Consider the following 25892-nt stretch of genomic DNA (forward strand, 5'->3'; position numbering starts at 1 on the left):
GCTCCATGAGCTGCGCCGGCCCCGAGTCACCGACGCGTTCACCGCGTGAGCGGTATCAGCGGGGTCGGCTGTCCGGGCCGCCAGTCGGGGGCCACGGCGGCGAGAGCGTCCGCGAGAGCCGCGCCGTGCAGGAAGGCGGGGCGGTGGCCGCCGACGGGTCGGGCGGTGGCGCCGTCCCAGGTCACCGGGATGAGCCTGGTGCGGCCGGGGGCGGTGCGGATGTCACCGGTCAGCGGGATGCGGGGCAGGACGGGCAGCGGGCGTGCGGTGAGGCCGACCAGGAGCGGCGCGAGCAGGGTGTGGGCCGCGGCCAGGGCGGCGTACGGGTTGCCGGGCAGACCCAAGGTCCAGCGGCCGTCGGGAAGTTGAGCCAGAAGTTGTGGGTGGCCGGGGCGGCAGGCGACGGTGTCCACCACCCACCGGGCGCCCGCGTCGGCCAGCAGCACCCGCAGTCGGTCGGTGGCGCCGACGGAGGTGGAACCGGTCACCAGGACGACGTCCGTTTCGTGCGGCGCGCTGTGCACGGCGGTGGCCAGCGCCCCGGCCGGGTGGTCGGGGATGTGATGGACGGCGGTGACCTCGCCGTCGAGGCCCTCGACCAGCGGGGGCAGCAGCGGGCCCAGCGCGTCACGCACACGCCCGGGGCCGGGCCGGCCCGTGTGGACGAGTTCGTCGCCGGTGACCAGGACCCGGACGCGAGGCCGAGGCCGTACGGAAAGGGTGTCATGGCCGCAGGCGGCGGCCAGGCCGATGAGGGCGGGGCCGATCCGGGTTCCGGCCGGGACCAGGACGGCACCGGCCGGCGCGTCCTCACCCGCCCGCCGGATGTGCTTGCCGCCGACGGGTGCCGGTCCGCGCACCGTCGCCCCGTCCCGGACGGCGTTCTCCAGCGGCAGCACGCCTGTCGCACCGGGCGGCACGGAAGCGCCCGTGGAGATCTCGACGGCGTCCGCCCCGGCCAGTGCCCCGCCCGTCCAGGCGAAACCCGCGCGCACCACGCCCCGCAGCCACCAGGGGCCGGGGCCCGCGCCCACCGCGTAGCCGTCCATGGCGGCGGTGTCGAAGCCGGGCATGGGCCGCGTGGTGCGCAGGTCCTCGGCCGACGTGAGTCCAGCGGCCTCCGCGAGCAGGACCTGGCGCACGGGCAGGGGGCGGCGCGGAGCCGCGTGGGCCAGTTCGCGCGCCTGTGCCCAGGGCACGTCGTGGCAGGAGACGATCACCGGGTCCGGGGCGAGGAGGGTCATGCCGCCCACCGTGCCACCGCGGCTTTTCACCCGGCGGCACGTCAGGTTGCCGATGCGCTCGGGTCCCCTCACCCGCGGCCCTGCCCGTCGGTGAGGATCGGCGGCTGACGATCGACCGACCGCCCCGTGGCAGGACTCCGGGGCGTAGCGTGCTCCGGGACGGCGGGCCCACCGGCGCTTCCGACGCCCTCCGATCCCCTGCCTCCGCCTCGCCCCGCGTGAGCGCCTACCCTGCACGGGCAAGGTAGCGGTGACCGGGACTCCGGCGGAGGGAGGACACCCCGCGTGGCAAGCGACCGACAGGGCACGGCCGGGACGGCTGCCGGCGCGTCGCGCCACATCCCGCCCGGCCAGCGTCATGTGAACGGATGGCCGGTGTCGCACTACGGGCCCGTCCCCCGCTTCCGTCCCGAGCGCTGGAGCCTGCGGGTGTTCGGCGCCACCGCCGACGGCGCCGAGCGCGGCTGGTCCTTCGACGAGTTGACCGGACTGCCGCACGTCACGGTCGTCGCCGACCTGCACTGCGCGACGGGCCCCACCTCCACCGACCACGAGTGGTACGGGATCCCCGCCACGGCGGTTCTGGACCTGGTCCCGCCGGCTCCGGAGGTCACCCATGTCATGGCCTGGGCGGAGTACGGCTACTCCGCCAACCTCCGGCTGGCCGACTTCACGACCCCGCGGACGCTGCTGGCCACCCACCACAACGGCGAGCCCCTCACCGCCGAACACGGCTTCCCGCTCCGTCTGGTCGTGCCGCACCTGTACGGCTACAAGAGCCCCAAATGGCTGCGTGGCATCGAGTACCTCACCGAGGACCGCCGCGGCTTCTGGGAGGAACGCGGCTACCACAACATCGCCGACCCCTGGAAGGAGCAGCGCTACTCCTACCAGGAGCAGGACGGCGACGGTCCGGAGCACGACGACTGAGAACCGGACTCACCCACCGTCGGCACCCGGCCCGAACATGCCCGTGATCCGTCCAGGAGAGGACCGACCGTCACGGCTTCAGGAATCCGGCCTCGGTCAGGATCTTCTGGCCCTCGGAGGACCGCACCAGGGCGATGAACTCCTTGGCCGCCTCGGCGTTCTTCGCGGCCTTGAGCTCGACGATCGGGTAGTCGTTGATGGCGTCGGCGGACTCGGGGAACTCCACGCCGGCCACCGTGTCGGCCGCCGCCTTCACATCGGTCTTGTAGACGATGGACGCGTCGGCCTCCTTCAGCACCACCTTGTTCAGGGCGGCCTTCACGTCCTGCTCGTAGGAGATTCACTCCCGCGGAGTCCAGAACCGTCTGGGTGGCGGCGCCGCACGGCACGTCCTTGTCGCAGAGGACGACCTTGAGGCCGGACTTGGTGAGGTCGTTCAGGGAGGCGATCTTGTCCGGGTTTCCGGGCAGGGTCGCGATCTCCAACTGGTTGCGCGCGAAGGCGGCCGGCGCTCCGGAGGCGTCCCCGGCGTCCGTGACGATCTTCATCGTCTTGGGGCCGGCCGCGGCGAACACCTCGGCCGGGGCTCCGCCGGTGATGCTCGCGGCGAGGGAATCGCTGCCGCCGAAGCTGAAGGTCACCTTCGTGCCCGGGTGTTCCTTCTCGAACTCCTTGCCGAGTTCCGTGAAGGTCTCCTTGAGCGAGGCGGCGGCGAACACGGTCACCGTGCCGGACAGTTTCGAGGAGGCGGCCGCCGCCGCGGAGGCGTCCACCTCCGTCGAGGAGTCGGAGGACTTGGACGAGGAGGAACAGGCGCTCAGGGTCAGCAGTGCGGCGACTCCCGCACCGACCGCCCGTGAGGTCCGATGCGTACGACGGTCACGGCGCGCGGCACGGATCATGGACAAGGCTCTCCTCCGGGGCTGCCCGGTGTCCGGGCGGGTCACATGGCGACGCGGCCGAACTCCCCGCCCGTCGCCATCCGCCGCGAGACCAGGAAGGCCGACCCTCCAAGCGAAATGACCATATGCAGGCGAAAGTGCTTATACCGCGCGCATACGGACCGTGTCGCCCCTCGCGGTGAGCCGAGCACTCCGCGACCGGGCTCGACAGGCGGCGCCCGGCCGGCGCTTGATGGGGGTGCCCGTGCTTCGGGAACGGCTCAGTGACTCGTGGGACGAGCTTCGGAACGGCTCAGGGACCGGTGGGACACACTTCGGGAGCGGCTCACTGACTCGCGGGACGCGGGCGTCCGAGCGCGAACCGGCTCGGTCCGGGCTCTCCGCGTACCAGCGCGGCCGCCAGCTCGCCGATGACCGAAGCGAACTTGAAGCCGTGCCCGGAGAACCCTCCCAGCACGGTGACCGGGCCCTGCCGGTCGACGACGAAGTCATGGTCGGGGGTGGTGGTGTACAGGCAGGTCACGGCCTCGGGCGCGGTGTGGTCCACGCCGGGGAGCCAGCGCTCGGCGTACGCCGCCAGCTCCCGCAGGATCGCGGCGTCCGGGGTGCGGTCGCGCCGGTCGGGGTCGACGACCGGGCCGACGCCATGGAAGCCCGCCTTGACGCCGTCGGTGCTGCCGAGTCCGTACACCCCGTCCGCGGTGAGGCCGTCCACGGGCAGCGCGGCACCTGGGTGGTGAATGTAGCTGGGCCAGGTGAGCGCGTCCGGCGCGGGGAAGTGCGCGGGCTGCTCCTGGGTGACACGCAGCACCGGTACGCCGCCGACCAGCGGAGCGGTGCCGCCGCCCAGCATTCCGGGCGCCCAGCCGCCGACCGCGACGACGACCGCATCGGCGCGCAGTTCCTCCTCCGTGTCCGTGACCACCCGGACCTCGGCGTCGCCGTGCACCGACAGCCCGGTGACCCGGACGCCGTGCCGGACCTCCGCGCCGTGCGCCCGCGCCGCCTGCTGGAAGGCGGTCACCGTCTCGTCGGCGTGCAGGCGTCCGGCCTCCGGGTGGAAGACGGCACCCGTGTCGGCGCGCAGCCCCGGCCAGCGCTCGGCGACCTCCTCCGGGGCCAGCCGCTCGGCGGGGTGTCCGGCGGCGGTCAGCGCCTCGTACAGTGCCTCCGTCGTGGCGGCCGGGCCGTGGTCGACGGCGCCGGTGAGGGTGAGCACCTGCCGTCCCGTCTCCTCTTCCAGCCGCCGCCACAGCGGCAGCGACCGCACGGCGAGACCGACGTAGAAGGGGTCCGCGTAGGCCAGCCGGAAGATCCTCGAGGTGCCGTGCGAGCTGCCCCGGTCGTGGCCGGGCGGGAAGCGCTCCAGCAGGGTGACGCGGTCCCCCCGCGCAGCAAGCCGCCATGCGGCGGACGAGCCCATGACCCCGCCGCCGATGACGACGACTCGACGAGGAGACACGATGTTCGATCCTTTGGTGAACGATCCGGTCCGACCGGGCAACCGGACGCCCCGAGGATTTCGGTGTGACCTGCAACTTTCTATCAGCCGTCAGCCCGGAGCGAACCGGCCGGGTCACCGCAGCCCGACGCTGTGCCCGTCGACACGTTCGGTCGTGCTCCAACTCTCCTTGCCCCAGCTCTGTTTGCGAGTGAGCCACGACCGGCTCCGCCACGGACGCTGTGACCAGGCTCGATAGTTGGCACCAGGTCACGTTCGTGACCTGCACCGATGCCAAGTGGCTTGAGCGGCTGGCCGCATGAAATCAGCAAGATGGTTGGCACTTTGGTACACCGCAGGTCACAACGCGTGTCGCCGTGGCTGGACTCCATGGCGATCAGCCGCCCTTCCCACCGGAAGCCGACATGGCCGCCGAGGGTGACCGGGCGCGCCAGGAACGGGCCGGGGCGCGCCAGGTCGATCAGTTCGAGGATCTCCGGCACGTCCGCCGGGCCCAGCGGGACAGCCTCGGGGTCGGGCTCGAAGAGGGTGCCCGGGGCGAGGAACTGAAGCCCTGGATGTCCTCAATCACCGCCCGGTCGTCCGGATCGCCGCCGCCCGCCCCCTGTGCCCGTCGGCACGCTCGACCGTGCTCCAACTCTCCTTTCCCAGGCCGGTTTGCGAGCGAACCACGGCCATTCGGACCGCGAGGCCCATGCGTTGCAGCCAGGGGCTGATGTCGCGGTCGGCTCGATGCACCTCTTCGCCCTGACCGCCGGCTGCGGAAGTGACGGGGGTTTGATGGTGATCCGAGCCGCGTCGAGCCGATGTCAGCTCTGCTCAGGGCACTCGATGGACACCTTGGGCAGCTTTCGGGCCAGTGGGGCAGGGAGTCACCAGGCCCATGTGCCGAGCATCTGCATGACCGCGGGAACGATGAGGCATCGGATGACGACGGCGTCGAGCAGGACGGCAACGGCAAGGCCGAGTCCGAACTGCTGGAGCATACGGTCGCCGCTGAGGACGAAGGCTCCGAAAGGGTGCCTCTGAACTCCAAGCGTCCGACGGGGTGACGGTGCACGTGGAAACCGGCTCTGGCCGCAGTTCCGTGATACTGCGCGAGCGCACGCCCGAGCAGCAGTGTGCGGGAAAGGGAAGCGGCGGCCCGGGGGATTCGGCACGGCCTACTCGGTCAACCGGCTCTGCGCGAACAACAGGAGGTCGTCGCCCCCGATCTCGCGGGGCCGGCCGTCGGGTGTCTCCCATTCCGCGATGAACCACGCTCCGTGCCACTCGACCCGCCACACCTTGCCGTGACGGTTCTCGAACTCGACGAAGCTGCCCTCACCGCCCTCCATCAGCCGAAGCTCCTCCAGCAGGCGCTTCGGTTCGGTCAGGCCGCGTCCGGGGTTGCCGCTCCGGCCCCGGGTGCGCGTATTGGTGTAGCGCATCTTGAGAAAGGGGAGAGGCTCGCGGTCGAAGTTGTTCATCTTGAGCATGCGGTACCGCGAGACAGCCTCTTCGAGGCTCTCGTCTCCGGAGAACTCGCAGGAATGGGCGGGAAACGTCAGGCGCACGTGCGGAGTGAGGTCGGGATTCTCGACCCGGTAGAAGCCGTGCACCTGCGGCCCCACCCCCGCCACCACGTCGAAACGCCTTCCCCCGGGCGCCGCGAATCCGCCGACCGTACCCAGATGGGGATGGCCCGCGAAGATGTCCTCCTCGTGCTCCCGCGCGAACTCCAGTGTGGCGACAGCCAGTTCCTGATCGTACGAATTGCGGGCACTGAGCTGGAGCAGCCGCCGGCCGTCCGCCGAGAGCGCGCCCGCGAAGTCGATCCCCGGAGCGGGTGCCCAGTGCCAGGCGTCCGCCGGGCCGGGAAGCGGCTCCACATTGGGGAAGCCGCTCACTACGGCACGGATGTCCATGATTCCTCCACGATCAGGTGCATGAGTAGCCTTCTCCGACTTCCTGGATGTAGGTGTCCGTCATACGGCCACCGCCGCGTGAGTTCTCGCTCCAGTCCATCGGTTCCAGATGATCCGTGTTGTTGTAGAAGCCGTTGCGCGCCGCCCTGTCACTGAAGCGTCCCTCGCGGTTCCAGTGCTGGACCACCGGGTCCAGATGCTCGTAGGTCACCGTCCGGTTGAAGGGCTTCGGGTTCTCGGCGGTCGGGTCCCAGATCAGCTCGTCGTTGCCGTTGCGCCAGGTGAGCTGGTCGCGCGGGACTCTCACATCGTTCGCGTCACGCGGTACTCCTCCGAGCGCCCGGCCCTCGTCGGTGTAGTTCTCGACCATGTAGTCGTGGGTGGATGTCCGGTATTCGGAAGGGTACTGATTGTCGCGCGTGTACTCGCGCTCACCCTCCGGGAGGGCCGGGTCCCGCCCGAACCGCATGCCGTTGTTCGGGTCCTGCCAGGACAGGCCCAGCGGGTCGATCCACCGGTAGGGATTGGGCACGTAGGCGCTGTCGTTGGGGCCGGCGGCCAGGCCGAGCGGGTCCGGGCTGGTGTACTGCGCCGTCGCGGGGTCGTAGTGGCGCTCGTAGTTGTAGTGCCACCCGGTCTCCCGGTCGGCGTACTGGCCGGGGAAGCGCAGGAGGCACTCGGTCTCCCCGGTGCCGGCGCCCTGAAAACGCTCGGGGAGGCGCTCCCCCCACAGGGTCGTGCGGGGCTGCCGGGCCACCTCACCGTCGGCGGAGACCAGCTCGGACGGAGCGCCCGACAGGTCGGTGACGACGGCGTGGAAGCGCGCGTCCCGGTCGGCGCCGGGCCGGTCGAGCTGGGCCACCGGCTGGTGGCCGCCCGGGCGGTAGTCCCACGACGTGGCCCGGCCGGCGCGATCGACCTGCTCGATGAGCCTCGTACCGTCCCAGGAGAAGCGGATCTCGTCGGCGACGGCTCCCCCGTCGTCGAGTCGCTGCTTCGCCACGCGCCGCCCGAGGGAGTCGTACAGGTAGGTCCAGCGCTCGCCGTCCCGGGTCGTCGTCCCGGTCAGCCTGTTGCGGCTGTTCCACGTGTACGTCTGCGTCCGCCGCTGCCCGTTGAGGAGGCGCAGCACGGAGCGCACGACGCGGCCCTCGCCGTCCCGCTCGTACCGGGTGCGGCCGCGGTGCGTGATCCGGTCGCCGGCGTGGGTGCGGTCCGCGTCGGTGTCGTCCGTCCCCGGGAGCGCGGCGTGGCTGACGTTGCCCGCCTCGTCGTACCGGTAGCGCTCGGTCCAGCCTCGTCCGTCGACCGCCGTGACGCGGCCCCGCGGATCGAGGCCGAACCGCTTCTCTCCCCCGGTGAGTTCCTCGATGGCGGTCGGGATGCCGTCGGGCCGGTAGGTGTACTCACGCCGCTGGAGGAGCGTGTCCGCCCCCGCTGAACCGCGGACCAGGTGCTGGGCGCCGAGCCGGCCCGCGGTGTCCCAGGACTGGTCGAGCGTGACGCCGCCGGGCAGTCCCCGCTCGGTCTCCCGCCCCAAGGCGTCGAACCCGAACGTGATGCGGTGTCCGTCGGTGTCGAGCACGGTGGGACGACCGGCGCCGTCGTACGTCCAGGTGGACTCGATGCCCGTGGGGGTGCGCCGCAGGACGCGGCGCCCCAGGGAGTCGTACGCGTAGCGGGTGGTCCTGCCGTCGATGCTCTCGGACAGCAGCAGGCCGAGCCCGTCGTACTCCCGCTCGACGGTGACCTCCGGGCCGCTCTCCCGCACCACACGCCCGGCCGCGTCGTAGGCGTAGCTGATCGAGAGGCCGTCGTGCCGCATCTCGGTGAGCCGGCCGAGCACGTCACGGCCGAACTCCACCGTCTCGCCGACGCCGTTGGTCCGGGACGCGAGCGTGCCCATGGCGTCCAGCCGGTAGGTGAGGGTCCGGCCGGTGAAGTCGCTCTCCTCGATCAGCCGGTTCACCGCGTCGTACGTGTACCGCCAGGACCGCTCGTGCGGATCCGTGACGCTCAGCAGGTTCAGCTCGGTGTCGTAGCCGAACGAGAGGGTGGTGCCGTCGCTCGTCGTCCGCGCCGCGACCTGGCCGAAGGGCCCGACCGTGAAGGAGGTGACGTGTCCGGCCCGGTCGGTCTGGGCGAGCAGATTCCCCTCCGCGTCCCACTCCCAGGTCTCCCGGTGCCCGTCGGGACCCCGGCGCCACACGGTCCGGCCCTCGACCGTCGTCCCCAGGCGTGTGGTGCGGCCGAGCGGGTCGGTGACGCCGGACACTCTGCCGAAGTCGTCGCGTTCGACGGTGGTCACCGCGCCTTGGACGTCGGTGAACTCCACGGGGAGCCCCGCGCCGTCGCAGCGGGCTCGGCTCGTCCGGCCGGCCGGGTCCGTGGCGGCGACCAGGCCGCCGTGCTCGTCGTAGGCGTACCGGGTCTCCAGACCGGTCGGGCCGATCGTGGCGACATGGTTGGCGCCCTCGTAGACGTTCCGCCAGACCGCTCCGCCCGGAGTGACCGCCCGCACCAGCCGGTGCAGCTCGTCGTACGTCGCCTCGGCCGAGGTCCCGTCGGGACGGACGACGGCGGTGACGTTGCCGGCGGCGTCGTGCCGGTAGCGGACGGTCCCGCCGAGCGGGTCGGTCTGGGAGACGAGGCGGTCGAACCGGTCCCATTCGGCGGTGACCGACTCGCCGAGGGCGTTCGTCGTGGAGACGAGCTGGAGCCGCTCGTTGTGGCGGTACGTCGTGTCGCGGCCGAGGGAGTCGGTGTACCGCGTGGTGCGTTCCTCCTCGTCATAGGCGATGACGCAGTTCAGTACGGAGTCCACGCCGGTGCCCCTGACGACCCGGTCGAAGGTGTCGTACTCGTAGCGGTACCAGTCCCCGGTGCGGTCGGTCCAGGAGGTGATCCGGTCGTCGCCGTCGTAGGTCAACCTGTACGGCAGGCCACTGGAGTTGTAGATCTCGGTGAGGTGTCCGTCCTGGTAGGCGTACCGCACCAGGGGGGTCGGCTCACCGTCGGAGCGGCGGAGCCCGAGCCCCGTCACGCGCGCGCCGTCCGCCTCGACGATCACGTGGTAGCCGCAGGGGGGTCGGGGTGCCGGAGGCGTCGTAGTCGATGTCGACACGGTTCCCGTTGCGGTCCGAGACGGCCGTGACGGGAAGCGTGAAGGCGGTGTCGTGCCGCTGGTTCCGGCCGACCGGGGCGAAGTGCCGGGTCAGACCGGTCCTCGGGTCGGTGACGTGCATGGCGCCCGGCCGCTCGCTGTCCCAGGCCAGGGGCCACCGCGGGCCTTCCGCCGGCATGACGGCGTCCGCGCCGACCGGTACGGGATAGACCAGGATCATCCCGTCCTCCGTCGCGAACAGCACACCCTCGTCGTCGAGTTCCAGGCGCTGGTCCAGCGTGGATGCCCACGAGGGCCCGAACCAGCGCCCCCAGCGGTAGGTCGACACATGCGTTCGCGCCACACCCAGACGCAGCACTCCCTGGAGGAGGACGTCCGTCTGCGTCATGAGCATCTCGCCGGAGACCATGTCGACGGGGTCGCCGTTCTTGCACCGGCCCTTGGCGGGCTTGCCGGCGGCCACCGCGTCGTCCGCGCCCCTGCGCAGCCCGGTCTTCAGGCCCTTGACCATGCCCTTGAGGCCCAGCTTGCCCAGCGACCTGAGTCCCTTGGCGAGACCCCCGAGCGTGGTCAGGCCCTTCATGCCGGGTATGCAGTCCAGCGCGGCGAACGCCACGTCCCACAGCGACGCCTGCCCCTTGGCGTACTTGTTCAAGGTGTCCGCGAGGACGACCAGTGCGGCGATCAGCACGATCGTCCCGAGAATCGGCCCACCGATGATCATCGCGATGATCCCCAGGACGGCGACGACCACTTTGCAGACGGCGACGATGGTGTCCCAGTTGTCGACGAACCAGTCCCCGACCTCCTCGTACCACTTGATCCCCGCGTCGGACGCCTCATCGATCTTGCGCTTCGCCTCACCCGCCGCTTCCTCACGCATCCGACGGGCATCCGCGGCCATCTTCTTCGCCGCGTCCAACGCGCTCTGCGCAGACGTCACGTCCGACTGGGCCGACGTGTGCGCGGCCTTGGCGCTTTGCGCGTCCCGGGTCGCCGCGCGCACCTTCGCCTCGTCCGGCTTCGGTACGTCCTTGCCCGCAGCCTTGTCCTCCTCGTACTTTTCGGCTTCCTTGTTGGCGCGAGTGACCCACGAATCGGCCGACGAGAGACGGGACTTGGCGGATGAAAGATCGGACCGGGCCTCCCGCCCGTCGGCCAGGGCCTTGTCCGCGAGGGCCTGCGCGCGCTCCAGCTTCGGCCAGTACGCCGCCAGCGCGTCACCCGCCAGGTCGTACGACTTCTTCAGCTTCTTCAAACTCTTCGGCACACCCGAGAACTCGTCCCGGAACACTTCTGCGGTCCTGCCCGCCATCGTCAGGACAGCGTCTTCCTCCGCCATCCCCTTCACCAACCGCAACGCGTCCTGCACGTCATCGGCGAAGTCGTGCAGACTCCTTGCAAGCGACTTCACCCGAGCCGGATCCCCCGGCGTCGGATCCCTCTCCAGGTCCAGCACATGCCAATCCGTCGGCCGATACCCCGCCACCACTCAACCCCGTCACGCCAACACCGTCAACCACACATACGCACATGCGAAGTTACTTGGTACTGACGTTCGATGGGAAAATCGCGTGACGACCCGGCCGAGCTCGCACTCGGGAGGGCGGCCGCCTCGGGACGCATGCGCAAGCCGTGAAGCCAGACCTCAGACTCGGTATCTGTCGTGACGAGAAGGCCGGTTGGTGTGGCTCACGCCTCGCCGAGCTCGGAACGTTCGACGAGGTGACCGTGCGCGAAGGGAGTAAGGGCGGCAAACGCGAGCTGCTGCTCCGCCTCGAGACATACTCCGACGTCCTCGCCACCACCTGCGACCGGCCCGCTGCCTTGGTGCAGACGGGCGACCTCGAGATCCGGGTACGGGCTGCGCACTTCCGCGAGGCCGAGTCTCCGCAGAAAAGGGGCACACCATACGCCGACGCCCCTGGGCGAACGGCGAAGGTGCATACGGACTGCCGCCGTTCGCCCAACGCTCGAATGGGGAAACCACTGCCATGCCGCAGGCGCCACAGACCATTCCCGGCAGAGACACGAAAGCGCAGGACGCCCGAACCTCACCAACCCTGAGGAAGCAGCAGGTCAGCCGTCTCAGACAGTCTGCAAGCCAGGTCCGCTGCCCTCCGGTCCGCACCCTCGGTACGGTGCCGACTATCCCGCTTTTGTGCCAACTAGAAAGCTTCGTCACAGACGCCTAGCGCCGTACCCGCGGCATCCCCAGCCCGATCCACGAGATGATCTCCCGCTGGATCTCGTTGTTGCCGCCGCCGAAGGTGAAGATCACGGCCGACCGGTAGCCGCGTTCGAGCTCGCCGTGCAGGACGGCGCCGGCGGAGCCCTCCTTGAGGACACCGGGGGCCGCGACGATCTCCATCAGCCAGGCGTACGCGTCCCGGCGAGCCTCGGAGCCGTACACCTTGACGGCGGAGGCGTCCTGCGGGGTGAGCGTGCCCTCCTGGACGGCGTTCACCATGCGCCAGTTGAGGAGTTTCATGGCGTCCAGCCGGGTGTGCGTGCGCGCGAGGAGGCGGCGCACCCAGGGGAGGTCGACGACGCGGCGGCCGTCGGCGAGCTTGGTCTCCATCGCCCAGCGCTGGACGTCGTGCAGGGCGCGGATCGCCATGGTGCCGTGCGCGGCGAGGGTGACGCGCTCGTGGTTGAGCTGATTGGTGATCAGCCGCCAGCCCTTGTTCTCCTCGCCGACCCGGCGCGTGGCGGGGACGCGGATGTTCTCGTAGTAGCTGGCCGTGGTGTCGTGCGAGGCGAGCGTGTTGATGACCGTGCACGAGTAGCCGGGGTCGGAGGTTGGTACGAGCAGCATGGTGATGCCCTTGTGCGGCGGGGCGTCCGGATCGGTGCGGACCGCGAGCCACACCCAGTCGGCCGTGTCACCGTTGGTCGTCCAGATCTTCTGGCCGTCGACCGTGTAGTGGCCGTTCTCCTCGTCGCCTTCCCGCACGGCCCTGGTCCGGAGCGCGGCGAGGTCGGTCCCGGCGCCGGGCTCGCTGTAGCCGATCGCGAAGTCGATCTCGCCGGCGAGGATCTTCGGCAGGAAGTACGACTTCTGCTCCTCCGTACCGAACCGCATGATCGTCGGCCCTACGGTGTTGAGCGCCATCAACGGCAACGGCACCCCGGCCTGGGCCGCCTCGTCGAAGAAGATGAACTGCTCCATCGGGCTCAGGCCCCGCCCGCCGTACTCCTCGGGCCAGCCGACCCCGAGCCAGCCGTCCGTGCCGAGGCGTCGGATCGTCTCGCGGTAGAAGCGCTTCTGCGCCGCCGGATCGCCGTAGCGCGCGTAGGCGTTGTCCGGCACCAACTCGGCGAAGTAGAGACGTAGTTCGGTCCGCAACCGTTGCTGCTCCGGCGTGTATTCGAGATGCACGGCGCCTCCTGCCTCCCTGGGCCCGACCTGACGGCGCACACCGTAGAACGCGTTCCAGAAATAGGGAATGCCGATGACGCCGACGCCTCGCCCCGCCTCGCCACGCCGCGCCTCGCCTCGCCTCGCCTCGCCTACAGGAGATTGCCGGGCTGAAGGGTGTGGGCGCGGCAGCCGGTGCCGCAGCAGGCGGCGTTCGCCTCCTCGCGACGCCCGGCATGCCCTGTCCTCGCACCGGCCACCACTCCTTGGCGGGCAGGCATTGGCCGTCGCTAGACCCGATGAGACGGGACAGCGGCGAACGCGTCGGTGATCGGCGTGATGAGCGAGGCGAAGCGGCGGGCACCCGCGGTGCCGATCGGTGCCCACAGGGCGGCGCAGTGCTCGTCCGTCTCCACTTCGATGCGCTCGCGTGCCGCACTGCCGGCGTCGGTGATCACGCCGTGGGAGTCGAGCCAGCCGCGCGCGACGAGACGTGCCGTCGCCGCGCTCCACTCCTCGTCGTCCCACTGACGGGTCGCTCGCGCGAGAGCTGTCGGAAGGCGGCCGGTCGCGGTGTGCAGCACGAGGCAGTCGCACGGCCCGAGGCCGTTGTCGGCGAGTACGACGAGATGGGCGTCGCCGCGCCACTCGCGCGCCACCGTGATCTGCTGCCAGAGCGCGACGAGAGGATCCGGGGGAAGCGGGATCGAGGCGTTCGCGGCGGCCAGCACCTTGCCGGCGTAGTCGGCACCGGCGAGGACCGGGTCGATCAGCGAGCGCGCCTCGGTGAGGTGGTCGTCCGTGAGGTGTACGCCGACGCGCCGCATCGCCCGTCCGGCGGCCAGGAAGCGGGCGGCCTGCCACCGCTCCGGCGGCGCGGCGTCCCACACGCCCGCCATGGCCCGCACTGCCCGCGGGCTGAAGTTGTAGAAGGCCGCGAGCGTGACCTGCCACGGAACCGCGCCCATCGCGGCCGACCGAAAGGCCAGATACGCCGGCCCGCGGTCGGTCACGCCCAACTCGGCCGCCTCCTCGGCACTCTCGGGGGCGAAGTAGATGAACAGGTGAGCGGCGCTGACGGCGCGGCTGACGTCACCGACGGCGACAGGTCCATCGGGCCGTCGTCGGATCGGGCGGAGCCGGGAAGGTCGTCGAGGTACATGGCGGTGGTGCCCCCGGGAAGTCGGGCGGCGTGTCATGCGGGCGTTTCGGCGGTGGCGGTCAACACCGCGCGTCCGAGGGTGTGACCGGCCATGGTGAAGCCGAGGACGGCCGGTGTGGCGTCGGCCGGGACGCCTGTCGAGGGGATGTCGAGGGCGTGCACCACGACGAAGTAGCGGTGCGGGCCGTGTCCGGCCGGCGGGGCGGCGCCGATGTAGCGGGCCACGCGGGCGTCGTTGGGCAACTGATACGCACCCACGGGCAGTTGTGAGCCGGTGTCATCGCCGGCGCCCTCGGGAAGCTCGGTGGCCGTGACGGGTATGTCGGCGACCGCCCAGTGCCAGAACCCGGACCCGGTGGGGGCGTCGGGGTCGTAGACGGTGACGGCATAGCTCTTGGTGCCGTCCGGGGCGCCGCTCCACGACAGATGCGGGGACACGTCCTTCCCGCCGGGCAGGCCGGAGGAGTGCTGCTCGGGCGGCCACGCGGCGCCGTCGGTGACGGTGGCGCTGGTGACGGTGAACGAGGCCGCCCGGGGGAGGCGGGCGAAGGGGTCGTTGGCAGGCACAGCGGTCGTTCCCTTCCGGGCGAGGACGCCCTCATCGAGTACAGAATCGACGATAACACGGATAATCGATTATCTTCGCGATCGTCTATCCGGTCGCTAGGATGGGCCCATGACTCAGACGGCGCCCCCCTCGACCCCGCCGGGGAAGCAGATGCTCTCCGAGCAGGTCTACGCACACCTGCGGGACGCGATCATGCGCGGGGACCACTCCCCCGGCGCCCCCCTCAAGCCGCAGGATCTCGCCAAGGAGCAGGGCGTGAGTCTGGCCGTGGTGCGCGAGGCGCTCGTGCGGGTGGTCGGCGACGGGCTCGCCGACCGGCTGCCCAACCGCGGTTTCGCCGTGCCGTCCTTCTCCGACCAGCGCTGGCAGGAGATCGCGGAAGCCCGCCGGACCATCGAACCGGTCGTACTGCGCTTGTCCGTCGAGCGCGGCGATGTCGACTGGGAGGCCCGCGTGCGGGCCGCGCACCATCGTCTGGTGCGCACTCCGGCGTACGTGCTGGAGGAAGGCGAGTACTACACCGACGCCTGGGCCGAGGCACACAGGGCCTTCCACCGCACGCTGCTGGAGGGGTGCGGCAACCGCGCGCTGTTGGACACCTTCGACCGGTTGTGGACCGCCAGTGAGCTGGCCCGCCGTTGGTCGGCGCACCGCAACCCCGACCGGGACGGCGCGAGGGAACACCGCATGCTGGAGGAGGCGGCGCTGGCCCGCGACGCCGACACCGCGGCCGCGGTCCTGGTCCAGCACCTCACCTTGACCGCGGCCGCCCTGACCGACGATTCAGGTCGAGCCCCTAGTGCCGCGTCGGCCAACGTCCGCCCGGTCGCGGCGGATTGCGCTCTCGACCGATGAGAGAGTGCGGTCATGAAAATCGCCAACCGCACGCTGACGGTGGAAGTGATCGCGGCGTTGACGTACTGGCCCGACATCATCTGGGGAGGTCAGAAGAACCCTCCGGACCCGGTGGATCTCACGGTTCTCTCCCCTTTCTTCAACGAGGTGCTGCGGGATCTTCCCTGGTGGAACCGCGACTGGAAGGTCAGCCACGTCGAACCGGGTCTTCCCCTGGAGATCGGGAGTGATCACCACGGTCACCCTTCGAGGTTCACCGAGGTGTCAGTGCCGGGCACGGTTGCTTCCAGCGGTGGCGAGAGCCTGCCCTTCGTCGCGAAGGTCGGGTTCGCGGGTGACCGGCTGATCCGATTCCAGGCCAAGATCGACGACGTGGTCCTCGGTCCTGCCGTTGCCCCTGCCGGGCGGCTGGAGCCACATCCGTTCGCACGGGTGCTCACCGGGCTGATGGACCTGCGCGGAATTCCGGTCAAGCGGATGGCGAGGGAAACCGCACGATCGATGTCCACCATCCACATGCTTCGCAGCGGACGGCACAACCCGGAGCCGCTTCTCACCCAGGAGATCTCCAAGGTCCTGGGCATGTCCGAAGCAGACGTCGGAGTCATCGCCGGACTCGACGACGGCAGTACGCGGTAACCGACAGGCGGCGAACTCGCCCAGGCGGAAGACGACTTCGGCTCGCCGTCTTCGGCTATGACCCCACCGCCGGCGATGGCGTACACAGGGGGACACGTTCGGCCACGTCTGGCCGGTCGGCGAGGCGGTTGAGGGCGAACGTCGCTCGATGGGGCACCGGGCGCGTGCGCGCACACGCGAGGGGCGGCTCCCGGTCGTCCGGGAACCGCCCCTGGTGCGGGCCGGTTTCCCGGCCCTCGCGGAATATCGTGGCCCGTACGTTCCCCGCGGCCGTCAGTGGCAGGGGAACCCGAGCAGGTGCCGGGCGTCGTGGACCCATTCGTGGACGTTCTCGCCGGAGACGAGGGAGGTGGCGCCCTGTTCGGCGCCGACGAAGTAGAGCAGGACCAGCATCAGGATGCCGAAGAACGCCGCCCAGGGGACGATCGCGCCGATCGGCAGCTTGGCGGGAACGGCGGTGGGCGTGACGGTCGGCTGAACGACGGACTGCGCCATGGGGCAGAACCTCCCGGGGAACTCGCGTCCCATTTCGGTGGTGCACAGGACGACAGTCACGGGTCTGACTTGCCCGCGTCCCTCACCCCTGGCCGGAGTGACGTGTGCCGGGCTTACAGTGGCGCGACCGTGCCGGATTTCCACCGGGCTTCCGCCGAACCGTCGTCAATATCCATGTGACGGTACCGCGAAGCCGCCGACCCGGCCAAGGGCGCATACCTCCGCGCAGCGTGCGCCCCAGGTTCGTGGAACATGGAGGTGGACGGCAACTCGGCTGATGAACCCGGGGGTTCCACCTCCGCTCCCGTGCACGACACACCATGCTGGATCATGGCTCATCGTCCCGGTCCACGACCCATGAGAGTGATGGCATGACCAGCCGAGTGATCTTGATCTCCGCGGCGATCGGCGAGGCGCTGCGCGAGGCCCGCTTCGACGACGGGAGTCCGGTGGACGCCTCGGGCCTGCGGGCCGTCCGGGCTGCGGCCGACGCGGGCGCCGTTCCGGCGGGCGGGCGGCTGCGCGTCTCCCCCACCGTGCGATGCCGGCAGACCGCCGAGGCACTCGGGCTCGAAGGCGCCGTCGAGGCACCGGGGTTGGCGCCCCTCGATGTCGGCCGCTGGCGCGGGGCGACGCTGGCCGAGGTGAGCGCGAAGGAGCCGGAGGCGGTGGCGCGCTGGCTCGCCGATCCGGCGTCGGCTCCGCACGACGGCGAGTCGGTGCGGACGTTCTGCGACCGGGTGGCGGAACACCTGGACGCGGCGGCCGGTTTCGACGGCCGAACCGTCGCCGTGGTGGAGCCCGATGTCGTACGGGCCCTGGTGGTACGGGTCTTGGGCGCACCGGAGCACGCGTTCTGGCGCGTGGACGTGCCGCCGCTCACCGTCACGGAGTTGAGCGGGCGCGCGGGACGCTGGAACCTCCGCGCCGGACGCCCGCTCGTCGGATCGGCCTGACGCTGGAGGGTCTGGGACCGCCTGAGCCGGGCGGATCGGGGCCCACCTGGGCGAAACCTGGAGCGCGACCCGGGCGGTTCCTGCCGCCCGGCGCTCACGACTCGCCCGCCTCACCCCAGCGTGGCGATGAAGTCCGCGCACGAGCGGGCGCATTCACGGCACTTCCGCGCGGCGGCCTCCGACCCCGGACACGCGTCGAAGGCCTCGGCACACTCCAGGCAGACGTCCCGGCACCACTCCAGCCGAGCGCGGAGCTCCCGGTCACTCGGCCCCGGATGGCGGGACAGCACATGGCAGGTCGCCTCGCAGACCTCCGCGCACAGAATGCCCGAACGCCGCGCGGCCTCCTGTCGCTTCGGCCCGTCCGGATCCATGAGGCTCGCGCGCAGCGTGGAGGTCCTGGCGCATTCGGCACAGGTCCGAGCACACTCGAAGCGGTCCTCCAAGTACCGGAAGAGCTCCTGCTGTGAAGGCGTCGTCGTCACAACAGGCGGGTAGCCGGAGGGAGTCGGTTCAAACAGCGCGAGGCCGGAGCCTCATGCTCCGGCCGCTTCCCGGGAGATCTGCTCGAACTGCGCGCCCATGGCCTCGGAGAGCGCCTGGGCCGCCGACAACGGGCGGACCATCACCGTGAATTCGTCGATGCGACCGTCCTCGTCGAAGTGCAGGAAGTCGCAGCCGTTGATCTCCTTGTCGCCCACCTTGGCCGTGAAGACGAGCGCGTGGTCGCGGCCGTCGGCGCCGGCGATCTCACGGACGTAGCGGAAGTCGCTGAAGACTCGCCAGACGCCACGCAGGATGGCGGCGGTGATCGGCTTGCCCGGGTACGGCTTGAAGGCGACCGGGCTGGTGAACACGACGTCGTCGGCCAGCAGCTCCTCGACCGCGCCGAGGTCTCCGGCCTCCACTGCCTTGCGGAAGGAGTTCATTGCGTCCGCCTCTCATACTCAATTAATTGATTAGGTGCGGATAAGATTAGTCCTGCGAGTGCGGGGCGTCTAGCCTTGCGGGATGGCATTGCGCAACGCGGTACTGGCCTCACTCCTGGAGGGTGAGGCGTCGGGGTACGACCTGGCCAAGGGGTTCGACGCCTCGGTGGCCAACTTCTGGATGGCGACCCCGCAGCAGCTCTACCGGGAACTCGACCGGATGGAGTCCGAGGGGCTGATCGAGGCCCGGGTCGTCCAGCAGGAGCGCCGCCCCAACAAGCGACTGTTCTCGCTCACCACGACCGGCCTCGAAGCGCTGGCCTCCTTCACCTCGGGACCGGCGAAGCCCACCGCGATCCGCGACGAACTGATGGTCAAGGTGTACGCCCTCGACATGGGGGACGCCGACGCCGTCCGGGTGGCCATCGCCGAGCGCCTCAAGTGGTCACGCGCCAAGCTGGCGCACTACGAACGGATCGGCGCCCGCCTGCTCGACGGGCGCACCGAGGACGAGTACCTGGCCGGGGCGGAGCGCGTCGGCCCGTATCTCACTCTCCTGGGAGGACGTGCCTTCGAGCAGGCGATCATCGACTGGGCGGAGCGGGCGCTGAGGGTCCTGGAACAGCGGGCGTCGCTCTCCCCCTGAAGGCGACCCGTTCGCACTAGCCTGGTCGCGGCCCGCAACGATTGCGTTTCACGGCGATTGACAGCGGTTCGTGTCGTTTCGTAGAAGCTCATTTCGATTCGGGCCGGTTTGATGTGAGCCTGGTTTGGTCCGTTCGCGTTCGGTCCGGTGCTGAGGAGGGCGATCGTGGTGCGTGTGCTCGGTGTCGCTGTCGTGGGATTCGGCTGGATGGGACGGGTGCACACGCAGGCTTACGCTCGCGTTCTCCACCACTTCCCGGAGCTCGCCCTGCGTCCCGAACCGATCGTCGTCGCCGACGAGGTGCCCGGCCGGGCCGAGGAGGCCGCCGCGCGGTACGGCTTCGCGACCGCCGCCCATGACTGGCGGGAGATCGCCGCCGATCCGCGTGTCGAGGCCGTGAGTATCACCGCGCCGAACTTCCTGCACCGTCAGATCGGTGTGGCCATGGCCGCGGCCGGCAAACACATCTGGATCGAGAAGCCGGTGGGACTGAGCGCCGAAGACGCCCGGGCTGTGTCGGGCGCGGTGGCCGAGGCCGGGGTCCGGGGCACGGTCGGCTTCAACTACCGGGGCGCACCGGCGGTCGTGGCGGCGCGCGACCTGATCGCCTCCGGTGACATCGGCGAGGTGACGCACGTACGCATCCGCCTCTTCAGCGACTACGCGGCCCATCCGGAGGGCGCGCTGACGTGGCGGTACGAGCGGGAGCGGGGCGGCAGCGGCGTCCTCGGCGACCTGGCCTCGCACGGTGTCGACCTGGCGCGTTTCCTGGTGGGCGAGATCGAGGCACTGGCGGCGGACACCGCGGTCTTCGTACCGCTGCGACCCCGGCCGGCCGGCGCGACCGCGGGTCACACGCGCGCGGCGGGCGGCGAGCCGGCCGCCGTGGAGAACGAGGACTACGTCAACTGCCTGCTGCGCTTCGCCTCCGGTGCCCGCGGCGTCCTCGAGGCGTGCCGCGTCTCGGTGGGCGAGCAGAACAGCTACGGGTTCGAGATCCACGGCACCAAGGGCGCGCTGTTCTGGGACTTCCGCCGGATGGGCGAACTCGGCGTCAGCCGGGGCACGACGTACCAGGACCAGCCGGTCAGCACCGTGTACGTCGGTCCGGGCACCGGGGACTACGCGTCCTTCCAGCCGGGCGCGGCCAACAGCATGGGCTACGACGACCTCAAGGTCATCGAGGCGCACACCTTCCTGCGTTCCATCGCCGACAACAGACCGTACGGGGCCACTCTCGTCGACGCGGTCCGCAGCGCGACGGCGCTGGACGCGATGGCACGTTCGGCGGCGTCGGGGGCGTGGGTGACGCTGGAGGCGTAGCCCTCCGGACCCGTCACCGGCCGGGTCGGAGCCGTGTCTGGACCGCCACCCGTCGCTGTTGCATCAGACGTGAGTTTGGTGGGGGGCGCAGCTCGATGGCCGACCCCGGAGAAGACGGACCAGGACCGTCGGATGACCGTCGGACACACCCGCTCGACAGCGTCGCTCGGCGCAGGCGGCCCCGGATACCGGGCAACGTGGCCACCCGCCCGGCCGACCTGGATCCACGGCCCGCCGGCTCAACGGTCAAGTCACCACGCTGTAGAGCACCAACCCCAGGATGAAGAGGGCGAAGGCCAGAATGACGGCGCAGGTGGCTCGGAACCGGAACCTGCTCCAGTACTCCGCCCGCCGACCTTCGGGGGTGTCGGTGCGCCAGACCGACGGGATGTCGACGCGACCTTCGGCGATGGCCGTCGCGGCCCGCCGCGCATCCCCGGGGTGATAGGAGTAGAAGGTCGGCGCCGCCCCGTACGTGCCCCGGCTCTCCCCTCCGTACTGACGGACGCGGACATCCGCACGACGAGCGGCGCCCGGCAGCCACTCCTCCCGCACCGGCCACAGCTCGGCGACCTCGCGACGGTCGAGCCAGCGCTCCTCCTCCTGCGCCGACTCGGGCGCTCCCGAATCCGGCGTTCGCGGCATGCTTCCCCCTCGATGCGGCAAGCCCCCAGTACACACCCGCCGCCCCGCACGCCGACAGAGCGCGGGCGGCGCCGCCACACACGATCGACGCAGCCCGCCGGACCGTGAGTCGTCGACGCGAAGGGACCTACCTCTGGCCCGCGGAGGCGGCCGTGTCGGCGTGCCGAGCCTCCATCGCGGCGATCACCCGCCGACGAGCCACCCGCCGGGCCAGCTTGAGCTTTCCGTCGGCCAGCAGAAGGGGCACGTACCAGATCCAGCCCCACACGCTGTATGTGACAGTCCCACTCAGTACGAGCGCATTGTTGGTGGCGAGGACGAGCACGAACGTGACGACGTATGCGGCCACCCGATGACGGACCATGAGCCGGAGTGGGGCCCGCCACGGACCCGCCAGCAGCTCCAGCGCGGCCGCCACCTCGGCGGCCCGCACGTCCTCGGGATGAGCGGGCGCCTGCCCACCCCGCTCCAGCGCTTCCGCCACATCCATGCTGTGGGAGGTCAGAGCCGCCCGCTCTGCCCGCACGGTGGCCGTCCTCTCCCGTACGTCCTGCCAGTAGCCACGCCCGGCCCAGCCGAGCGCGTCCTCCACCCGCGCAGCCTCGGGCGAACCCGCCGGAGCCAGGACGGCGATCCGCTCCTTGAGCACGACAGCCCGACGGCTACGCCCCGGGTAGGTCCAAGCGTCGGCCCGCAGACACAACTCCAGGTAGGAGACGAGCAGTCCGAGGTCGTCGGGCCACTGTGCGAGCCCGGCCTCGTAGGCCTTCTCCGCCTCGGCATCGTGGTCGTCCTCATCCTCCGCCGCGTGTGCCAGGCCGAGCCACCGGTAGAGCACCGGATCGGGCCCGAGCTCCTCCAGACCGGCTTCGGACAGCTTCCGGACCTGCGCGAACCCGCCCACCGCGAAGAGCTCCTCGCAGCGGTCCGCGTATTCGTCGTGCGTCACGCTTCCCACCCCAGTCGATCAGTACGGCCACTCTCGGCCACACAAATCCACTGGTCAAGGCAATGCCGGCGGAGGTCACGAGTTCCGGTGTCAGGCGACGCGTGCCCAGCATGACGACCTGCCCACCGACAGGAAGGGAAGCCCCGAAACGATCACTGCATTCCAAGCTGAAGCGGGCCGCGTTTCCCTGCCTGCCACTGGCGATCACACCGCGCTTGCCAGAGGCGATCACACCGCCGTACATTCCCTCCACCCGGCTTGTCCGGCCGCTTCGTCTATCCCCTTTGAGCACATGAGGAGCGCCCGATATGACGGGTGTAATGGCGGTCGCAGGCGGCACCGCATCCGGCAAGTCCACCCTTGCCGAAGCCCTGTCGCTGAAGTGTCCCGAGAGCGTGGCGCTGGTCCATCTGGACGACTACTACGTGCCCGCGCACGACCCCCTGACAGGTGTGTGGACGGTCAGTGCCGACGGGCACGCCGTCCTCGACTGGAACCATCCGGGGTCGATCGACGAGACAGCGGTGGCACACGCCATCGACGCGGCGCTGCTGCGCCCCGGCGTGCTGCTGGTGGTGGTCGAGGGCCTGTTCGCGCTGTCACTGCCGTCCGTGGTCCGGCGGGCGGCGTGGCGGGTGTACGTCGACACCCCCGACGACATACGCCTGGCCCGCAAGATCCTCCGGAAGATCGAGATGCAGCGGCAGGACCCCCGGCTGTCCCTGCGCAACTATCTGCAGACCGGCAGGGACCGCCACGCGGCCCATGTCGCGCCCTCCCGGGCAGCGGCCGATCTGGTCGTGGACGGGACCGCGAGCGAGGCGGAGATGCTGGCGGCCGTCATGCCGCTGATCGGGCCGGCCCTCGCGCCGCCGCCCGCGGCGCGCCCGCGGGCACGGGGGGTGCGCGCTGTGACCCGTACCCCCGGAGTGCCGGTGTTCGCGCTGTGACATGCCCCGGGGAGACCGGCCCCGGCGAGGGACGCCACGTGATCACGCTCCGGCGACACAGCCCAACTCCCGGCGGGCTCTCAGGCGGATCACGACCCGTCCGGTTCACCCACAGCCGGGCGAGGCGCAGGGGCGACACAGCCCTCGGCAGAGGGCGAGCCGGTCAGCAACAGGGACGCCGACAGGCCGCCTACGAACTGACCATCGGCGACGAGTTCTTCCACGTCGACTCGGCCGACTCCGTGCTGGTGCCGTGGCCCGCGAGGCCGCTGGCGTCCCGCGAGGCGCGCGAGGTCCGGGTCCGCGTCATCGGCACCGACGGCGAGGTCTCCGACTGGAGCGACCCGGTCAGCGTGGAACGCGGTCTCGACGCCCCCGACTGGAAGGCCACGCTGATCGAGCCGGCCAGGGACGAGCGGGGTCCGGCGGCGCTCCTGCGACGCTCCTTCGTCACCGACGGCGAAATCACCCGCGCCCGCCTCTACATCACGGCGCACGGTCTCTATGTGGCCGAACTCAACGGCGAGCGGGTCGGCGACGACGCCCTCGCCCCGGGGTGGACGAGCTACCACCATCGGCTGCGCTACCAGACCTACGACGTCACCGGGCAAGTACGCGCCGGTGAGAACGCGATCGGGGCGCAGGTCGCCGACGGCTGGTGGCGAGGCCGGGTCGGGTTCGTGCCCGGGTGGCGCGACACCTACGGCAGCGCGCTGGGCCTGCTCGCCCAACTCGAGATCGACTACGCCGACGGCCGGCGTCAGATCATCCCCACGGACGAGAGCTGGCGCTCCTCGACCGGGCCGATCCGGTCCGCGGACCTCTACGAGGGCGAGACCTACGACGCGACGATGGCACTCCCCGGCTGGTCGTCTCCCGGATTCGACGACCAGGAGTGGGGCGGTGTGCATCGCGGCGAGCGCGACCCCGCCACCCTCGTGGCGCCGTCGGGGCCGCCCGTCCGGGCGGTCGAGGAACGCGTACCGGTCGACACGATCACCACTCCCTTGGGTCGTACCGTCCTCGACTTCGGCCAGAACCTGGTGGGACGACTCCGCATCCGGGTGCGCGGCCGCCGCGGCGCGACCGTCACCCTGCGCCACGCCGAGGTGCTCGAGAGCGGCGAGCTCGGAGTGCGACCGCTGCGCACGGCCACGGCCACGGACCGATATGTGCTCGCCGGGGACGCCGGCGGCGAGCACTGGGAGCCGTCCTTCACCTGTCACGGCTTTCGCTACGCCGAGGTGAGCGGGGACTACGACGAACTCGAGGTGACGGCGGTCGTCTACCACTCGGACATGCGCCGGACCGGCTGGTTCGAGTGCTCCGACCCCTTGCTCAACCGTCTGCACGAGAACGTCGTGTGGGGGATGCGCGGCAACTTCGTCGACGTCCCCACCGACTGTCCGCAGCGGGACGAGCGCCTGGGCTGGACCGGCGACATCCAGGTCTTCGCGCCCACGGCCGCCTACCTCTTCGACTGCGCGGGCCTGCTCACGTCCTGGCTGGCCGATCTCGCCGCGGATCAGACCGCGGAGGGCGTCGTCCCGCTGTTCGTGCCGCGGATCGACTTCCCGGGCCCGTTCGCGGAGCCCGCTCCGACGGCCGGCTGGAGTGACGCCGCGGTGATCGTCCCCTGGGTGCTCCACCAGCGGTTCGGCGACGCGGGGCTGCTCCGTCGCCAGTACCCGAGCATGCGGGCCTGGGTAGACGGCGTGACCGCGTCGCTGGGGTCGGCCGGCCTCTTCGACAAGCCGGCGTTGCAACTCGGCGACTGGCTCGACCCGGCGGCGCCTCCGGACGCGCCCTGGCAGGCCGAGACCGACGCGCACCTGGTGGCCACCGCCTACCGCGCGCACGTCGCCGGGCTGCTGTCCCGGATCGCGGCGGTGATCGGCGAGGACGCGGACGCGGCCAGGTACGACGAACTCGCGAGCGGGGTCCGGCAAGCGTTCCACGACGAGTACGTCACGCAGGGGGGCCGGATCACCGACTCCGGGCAGACCGGTTATGCCCTGGCGCTCGAGTTCGCCCTGCTGCCCGACGCCGGACAACGCGCGCGGGCGGCACGGCAACTGGTCCGACTGGTGCGGGAGAAAGGCCACAAGGTCGCCACGGGCTTCCTCGGTACGCCGGTGATCTGCGACGCCCTCACGTCCGCGGGAGCGATCGACGACGCGTACCGGATGCTGCTCCAGACCGAGTGCCCCTCCTGGCTGTATCCGGTGACGATGGGGGCCACGACGATCTGGGAGCGCTGGGACTCCATGCTCCCCGACGGTTCGGTCAACCCCGGGGAGATGACGTCGTTCAACCACTACGCCCTGGGCGCGGTGGCCGACTGGATGCATCGGGTGGTCGCCGGGCTCGGGCCCGGCTCGCCGGGGTACCGGTCGCTGCGGATCGAGCCGCGACCCGGGGGACGGATCGCGTGGGCACGCACGGCGCACCGCACCCCCTACGGGTTGGCCGAGGTGGCGTGGGAGCGAGCCGAGGGTGAACTCCGCGTCGACGTCACCGTGCCGACCGGTTCGGTCGCGACAGTCGTCCTGCCGGGCCTCGAACCCAGGGAGATCGCATGCGGCAGGCATCGCTTCGTGGTGCCGCACCCCGGCCCGTCCGCCGATCGCGCATGGCACCCGTCCCCGCCGTTTCCGCTCGCCGAAATGGTCGCCGAGGGAGAGCACTGACGGCCAGGGTCGCGGATTCGGCTGCCGCTACGACGGCAGACATCCCGGCCGTACCCCCTCGCGACGGGCGGCTGCGAACTCCGTGGCGTCCCGGCCTTGTTGATGGAGACCCGCTTCGATCCTGTTCGGCGCAGGCCACCTGGGGCGCACGGTGG

19 protein-coding genes, 3 pseudogenes and 1 riboswitch are annotated in these 25892 nt (G+C 70.8%); of the genes and pseudogenes, 8 read left to right on the top strand and 14 right to left on the bottom strand.

The genetic code is table 11. The annotated features are described in order from the left end of the window. Positions 1 to 38: 38 nt before the first annotated feature. Positions 39 to 1244, bottom strand: a complete 1206-nt coding sequence (locus ACIQ7M_RS04575) for a molybdopterin molybdotransferase MoeA (protein ID WP_403639612.1) — start codon at positions 1242 to 1244, stop codon at positions 39 to 41. Between the two features lie 285 nt (positions 1245 to 1529). Between ACIQ7M_RS04575 and ACIQ7M_RS04580 the strand changes: the two genes are divergently transcribed. After that, on the top strand, positions 1530 to 2174 hold the full coding sequence (locus ACIQ7M_RS04580) for a sulfite oxidase-like oxidoreductase (RefSeq protein ID WP_403639615.1): 645 nt from the start codon (positions 1530 to 1532) through the stop codon (positions 2172 to 2174). 70 nt (positions 2175 to 2244) lie between these two features. On the opposite strand, the pseudogene modA reads toward ACIQ7M_RS04580, so the two are convergent. The 9 genes and pseudogenes from modA to ACIQ7M_RS04625 form a co-directional block, all read right to left on the bottom strand. Continuing rightward, positions 2245 to 2947, bottom strand: a pseudogene (gene modA / locus ACIQ7M_RS04585) (molybdate ABC transporter substrate-binding protein). A 454-nt stretch (positions 2948 to 3401) separates the two neighbouring features. Then, on the bottom strand, positions 3402 to 4538 hold the full coding sequence (locus ACIQ7M_RS04590; protein WP_403639618.1) for an FAD-dependent oxidoreductase: 1137 nt from the start codon (positions 4536 to 4538) through the stop codon (positions 3402 to 3404). A gap of 872 nt (positions 4539 to 5410) precedes the next feature. Then, a pseudogene (locus tag ACIQ7M_RS04595) lies at positions 5411 to 5554 on the bottom strand (MMPL family transporter); the annotation flags it as partial. A gap of 147 nt (positions 5555 to 5701) precedes the next feature. Further along, entirely contained in the window at positions 5702 to 6445 is a 744-nt protein-coding gene (locus tag ACIQ7M_RS04600) for a hypothetical protein (protein WP_403639621.1), read from the bottom strand. Positions 6446 to 6458: 13 nt separating this feature from the next. After that, on the bottom strand, positions 6459 to 9515 hold the full coding sequence (locus tag ACIQ7M_RS04605; protein ID WP_403639624.1) for an RHS repeat-associated core domain-containing protein: 3057 nt from the start codon (positions 9513 to 9515) through the stop codon (positions 6459 to 6461). After that, the gene (locus ACIQ7M_RS04610) at positions 9454 to 10983 is read right to left on the bottom strand and encodes a DUF6531 domain-containing protein (protein WP_403639627.1); all 1530 of its coding nucleotides are present in this window, start codon (positions 10981 to 10983) and stop codon (positions 9454 to 9456) included. The genes ACIQ7M_RS04605 and ACIQ7M_RS04610 overlap by 62 nt, the downstream gene beginning before the upstream one ends. Positions 10984 to 11760: 777 nt before the next feature. Beyond that, entirely contained in the window at positions 11761 to 12951 is a 1191-nt protein-coding gene (locus tag ACIQ7M_RS04615) for an acyl-CoA dehydrogenase family protein (protein WP_386976123.1), read from the bottom strand. A gap of 269 nt (positions 12952 to 13220) precedes the next feature. Further along, positions 13221 to 14092 (bottom strand): annotated as a pseudogene (locus ACIQ7M_RS04620) (hypothetical protein). Between the two features lie 33 nt (positions 14093 to 14125). Continuing rightward, positions 14126 to 14659, bottom strand: coding sequence for a YbhB/YbcL family Raf kinase inhibitor-like protein (locus tag ACIQ7M_RS04625; protein ID WP_403639630.1), 534 nt, complete (start codon positions 14657 to 14659; stop codon positions 14126 to 14128). 109 nt (positions 14660 to 14768) lie between these two features. Between ACIQ7M_RS04625 and ACIQ7M_RS04630 the strand changes: the two genes are divergently transcribed. Together ACIQ7M_RS04630 and ACIQ7M_RS04635 are read left to right on the top strand one after the other, a co-directional pair. Next, positions 14769 to 15515: a GntR family transcriptional regulator gene (locus ACIQ7M_RS04630; protein ID WP_403639633.1), complete on the top strand. Its 747-nt coding sequence runs from the start codon at positions 14769 to 14771 to the stop codon at positions 15513 to 15515. 12 nt (positions 15516 to 15527) lie between these two features. Next, a complete protein-coding gene (locus tag ACIQ7M_RS04635) occupies positions 15528 to 16154 on the top strand; it encodes an XRE family transcriptional regulator (protein WP_403639637.1) in 627 nt (208 codons plus the stop codon). Between the two features lie 273 nt (positions 16155 to 16427). Here ACIQ7M_RS04635 and ACIQ7M_RS04640 read toward each other — a convergent pair whose 3' ends face one another. Then, the gene (locus ACIQ7M_RS04640; RefSeq protein WP_355768047.1) at positions 16428 to 16649 is read right to left on the bottom strand and encodes a CbtB-domain containing protein; all 222 of its coding nucleotides are present in this window, start codon (positions 16647 to 16649) and stop codon (positions 16428 to 16430) included. Positions 16650 to 16711: 62 nt separating this feature from the next. Then, positions 16712 to 16802: riboswitch (cobalamin riboswitch) on the bottom strand. A gap of 218 nt (positions 16803 to 17020) precedes the next feature. Here ACIQ7M_RS04640 and ACIQ7M_RS04645 point away from each other — a divergent pair. Next, entirely contained in the window at positions 17021 to 17605 is a 585-nt protein-coding gene (locus tag ACIQ7M_RS04645) for a histidine phosphatase family protein (RefSeq protein WP_403639639.1), read from the top strand. 536 nt (positions 17606 to 18141) lie between these two features. Here the strand turns inward: ACIQ7M_RS04645 and ACIQ7M_RS04650 are convergent. After that, positions 18142 to 18534 carry a nuclear transport factor 2 family protein gene (locus tag ACIQ7M_RS04650; RefSeq protein WP_355768039.1) on the bottom strand — a complete coding sequence of 131 codons (393 nt, stop codon included), beginning with the start codon at positions 18532 to 18534 and terminating at the stop codon, positions 18142 to 18144. An 82-nt stretch (positions 18535 to 18616) separates the two neighbouring features. Here ACIQ7M_RS04650 and ACIQ7M_RS04655 point away from each other — a divergent pair, with 82 nt between their 5' ends. Together ACIQ7M_RS04655 and ACIQ7M_RS04660 are read left to right on the top strand one after the other, a co-directional pair. Continuing rightward, entirely contained in the window at positions 18617 to 19180 is a 564-nt protein-coding gene (locus ACIQ7M_RS04655; RefSeq protein ID WP_386976103.1) for a PadR family transcriptional regulator, read from the top strand. A gap of 165 nt (positions 19181 to 19345) precedes the next feature. Further along, positions 19346 to 20503: a Gfo/Idh/MocA family protein gene (locus ACIQ7M_RS04660; protein ID WP_403639642.1), complete on the top strand. Its 1158-nt coding sequence runs from the start codon at positions 19346 to 19348 to the stop codon at positions 20501 to 20503. Positions 20504 to 20749: 246 nt separating this feature from the next. Here the strand turns inward: ACIQ7M_RS04660 and ACIQ7M_RS04665 are convergent, their stop codons facing one another. Both ACIQ7M_RS04665 and ACIQ7M_RS04670 read right to left on the bottom strand, forming a co-directional pair. Continuing rightward, positions 20750 to 21148, bottom strand: coding sequence for a hypothetical protein (locus ACIQ7M_RS04665; RefSeq protein WP_355768032.1), 399 nt, complete (start codon positions 21146 to 21148; stop codon positions 20750 to 20752). 127 nt (positions 21149 to 21275) lie between these two features. After that, on the bottom strand, positions 21276 to 22097 hold the full coding sequence (locus ACIQ7M_RS04670; protein ID WP_403639646.1) for a hypothetical protein: 822 nt from the start codon (positions 22095 to 22097) through the stop codon (positions 21276 to 21278). Between the two features lie 308 nt (positions 22098 to 22405). On the opposite strand from ACIQ7M_RS04670, the gene ACIQ7M_RS04675 reads away from it, so the two are divergent. Both ACIQ7M_RS04675 and ACIQ7M_RS04680 read left to right on the top strand, forming a co-directional pair. Continuing rightward, positions 22406 to 23047, top strand: coding sequence for a hypothetical protein (locus tag ACIQ7M_RS04675; protein WP_355768027.1), 642 nt, complete (start codon positions 22406 to 22408; stop codon positions 23045 to 23047). A 38-nt stretch (positions 23048 to 23085) separates the two neighbouring features. Beyond that, positions 23086 to 25737 carry a glycoside hydrolase family 78 protein gene (locus tag ACIQ7M_RS04680; protein WP_403639649.1) on the top strand — a complete coding sequence of 884 codons (2652 nt, stop codon included), beginning with the start codon at positions 23086 to 23088 and terminating at the stop codon, positions 25735 to 25737. Positions 25738 to 25892: the final 155 nt, after the last annotated feature.

The sequence above is a fragment of the Streptomyces sp. NPDC096324 genome (assembly GCF_044763015.1).
Lineage (GTDB): Bacteria > Actinomycetota > Actinomycetes > Streptomycetales > Streptomycetaceae > Streptomyces.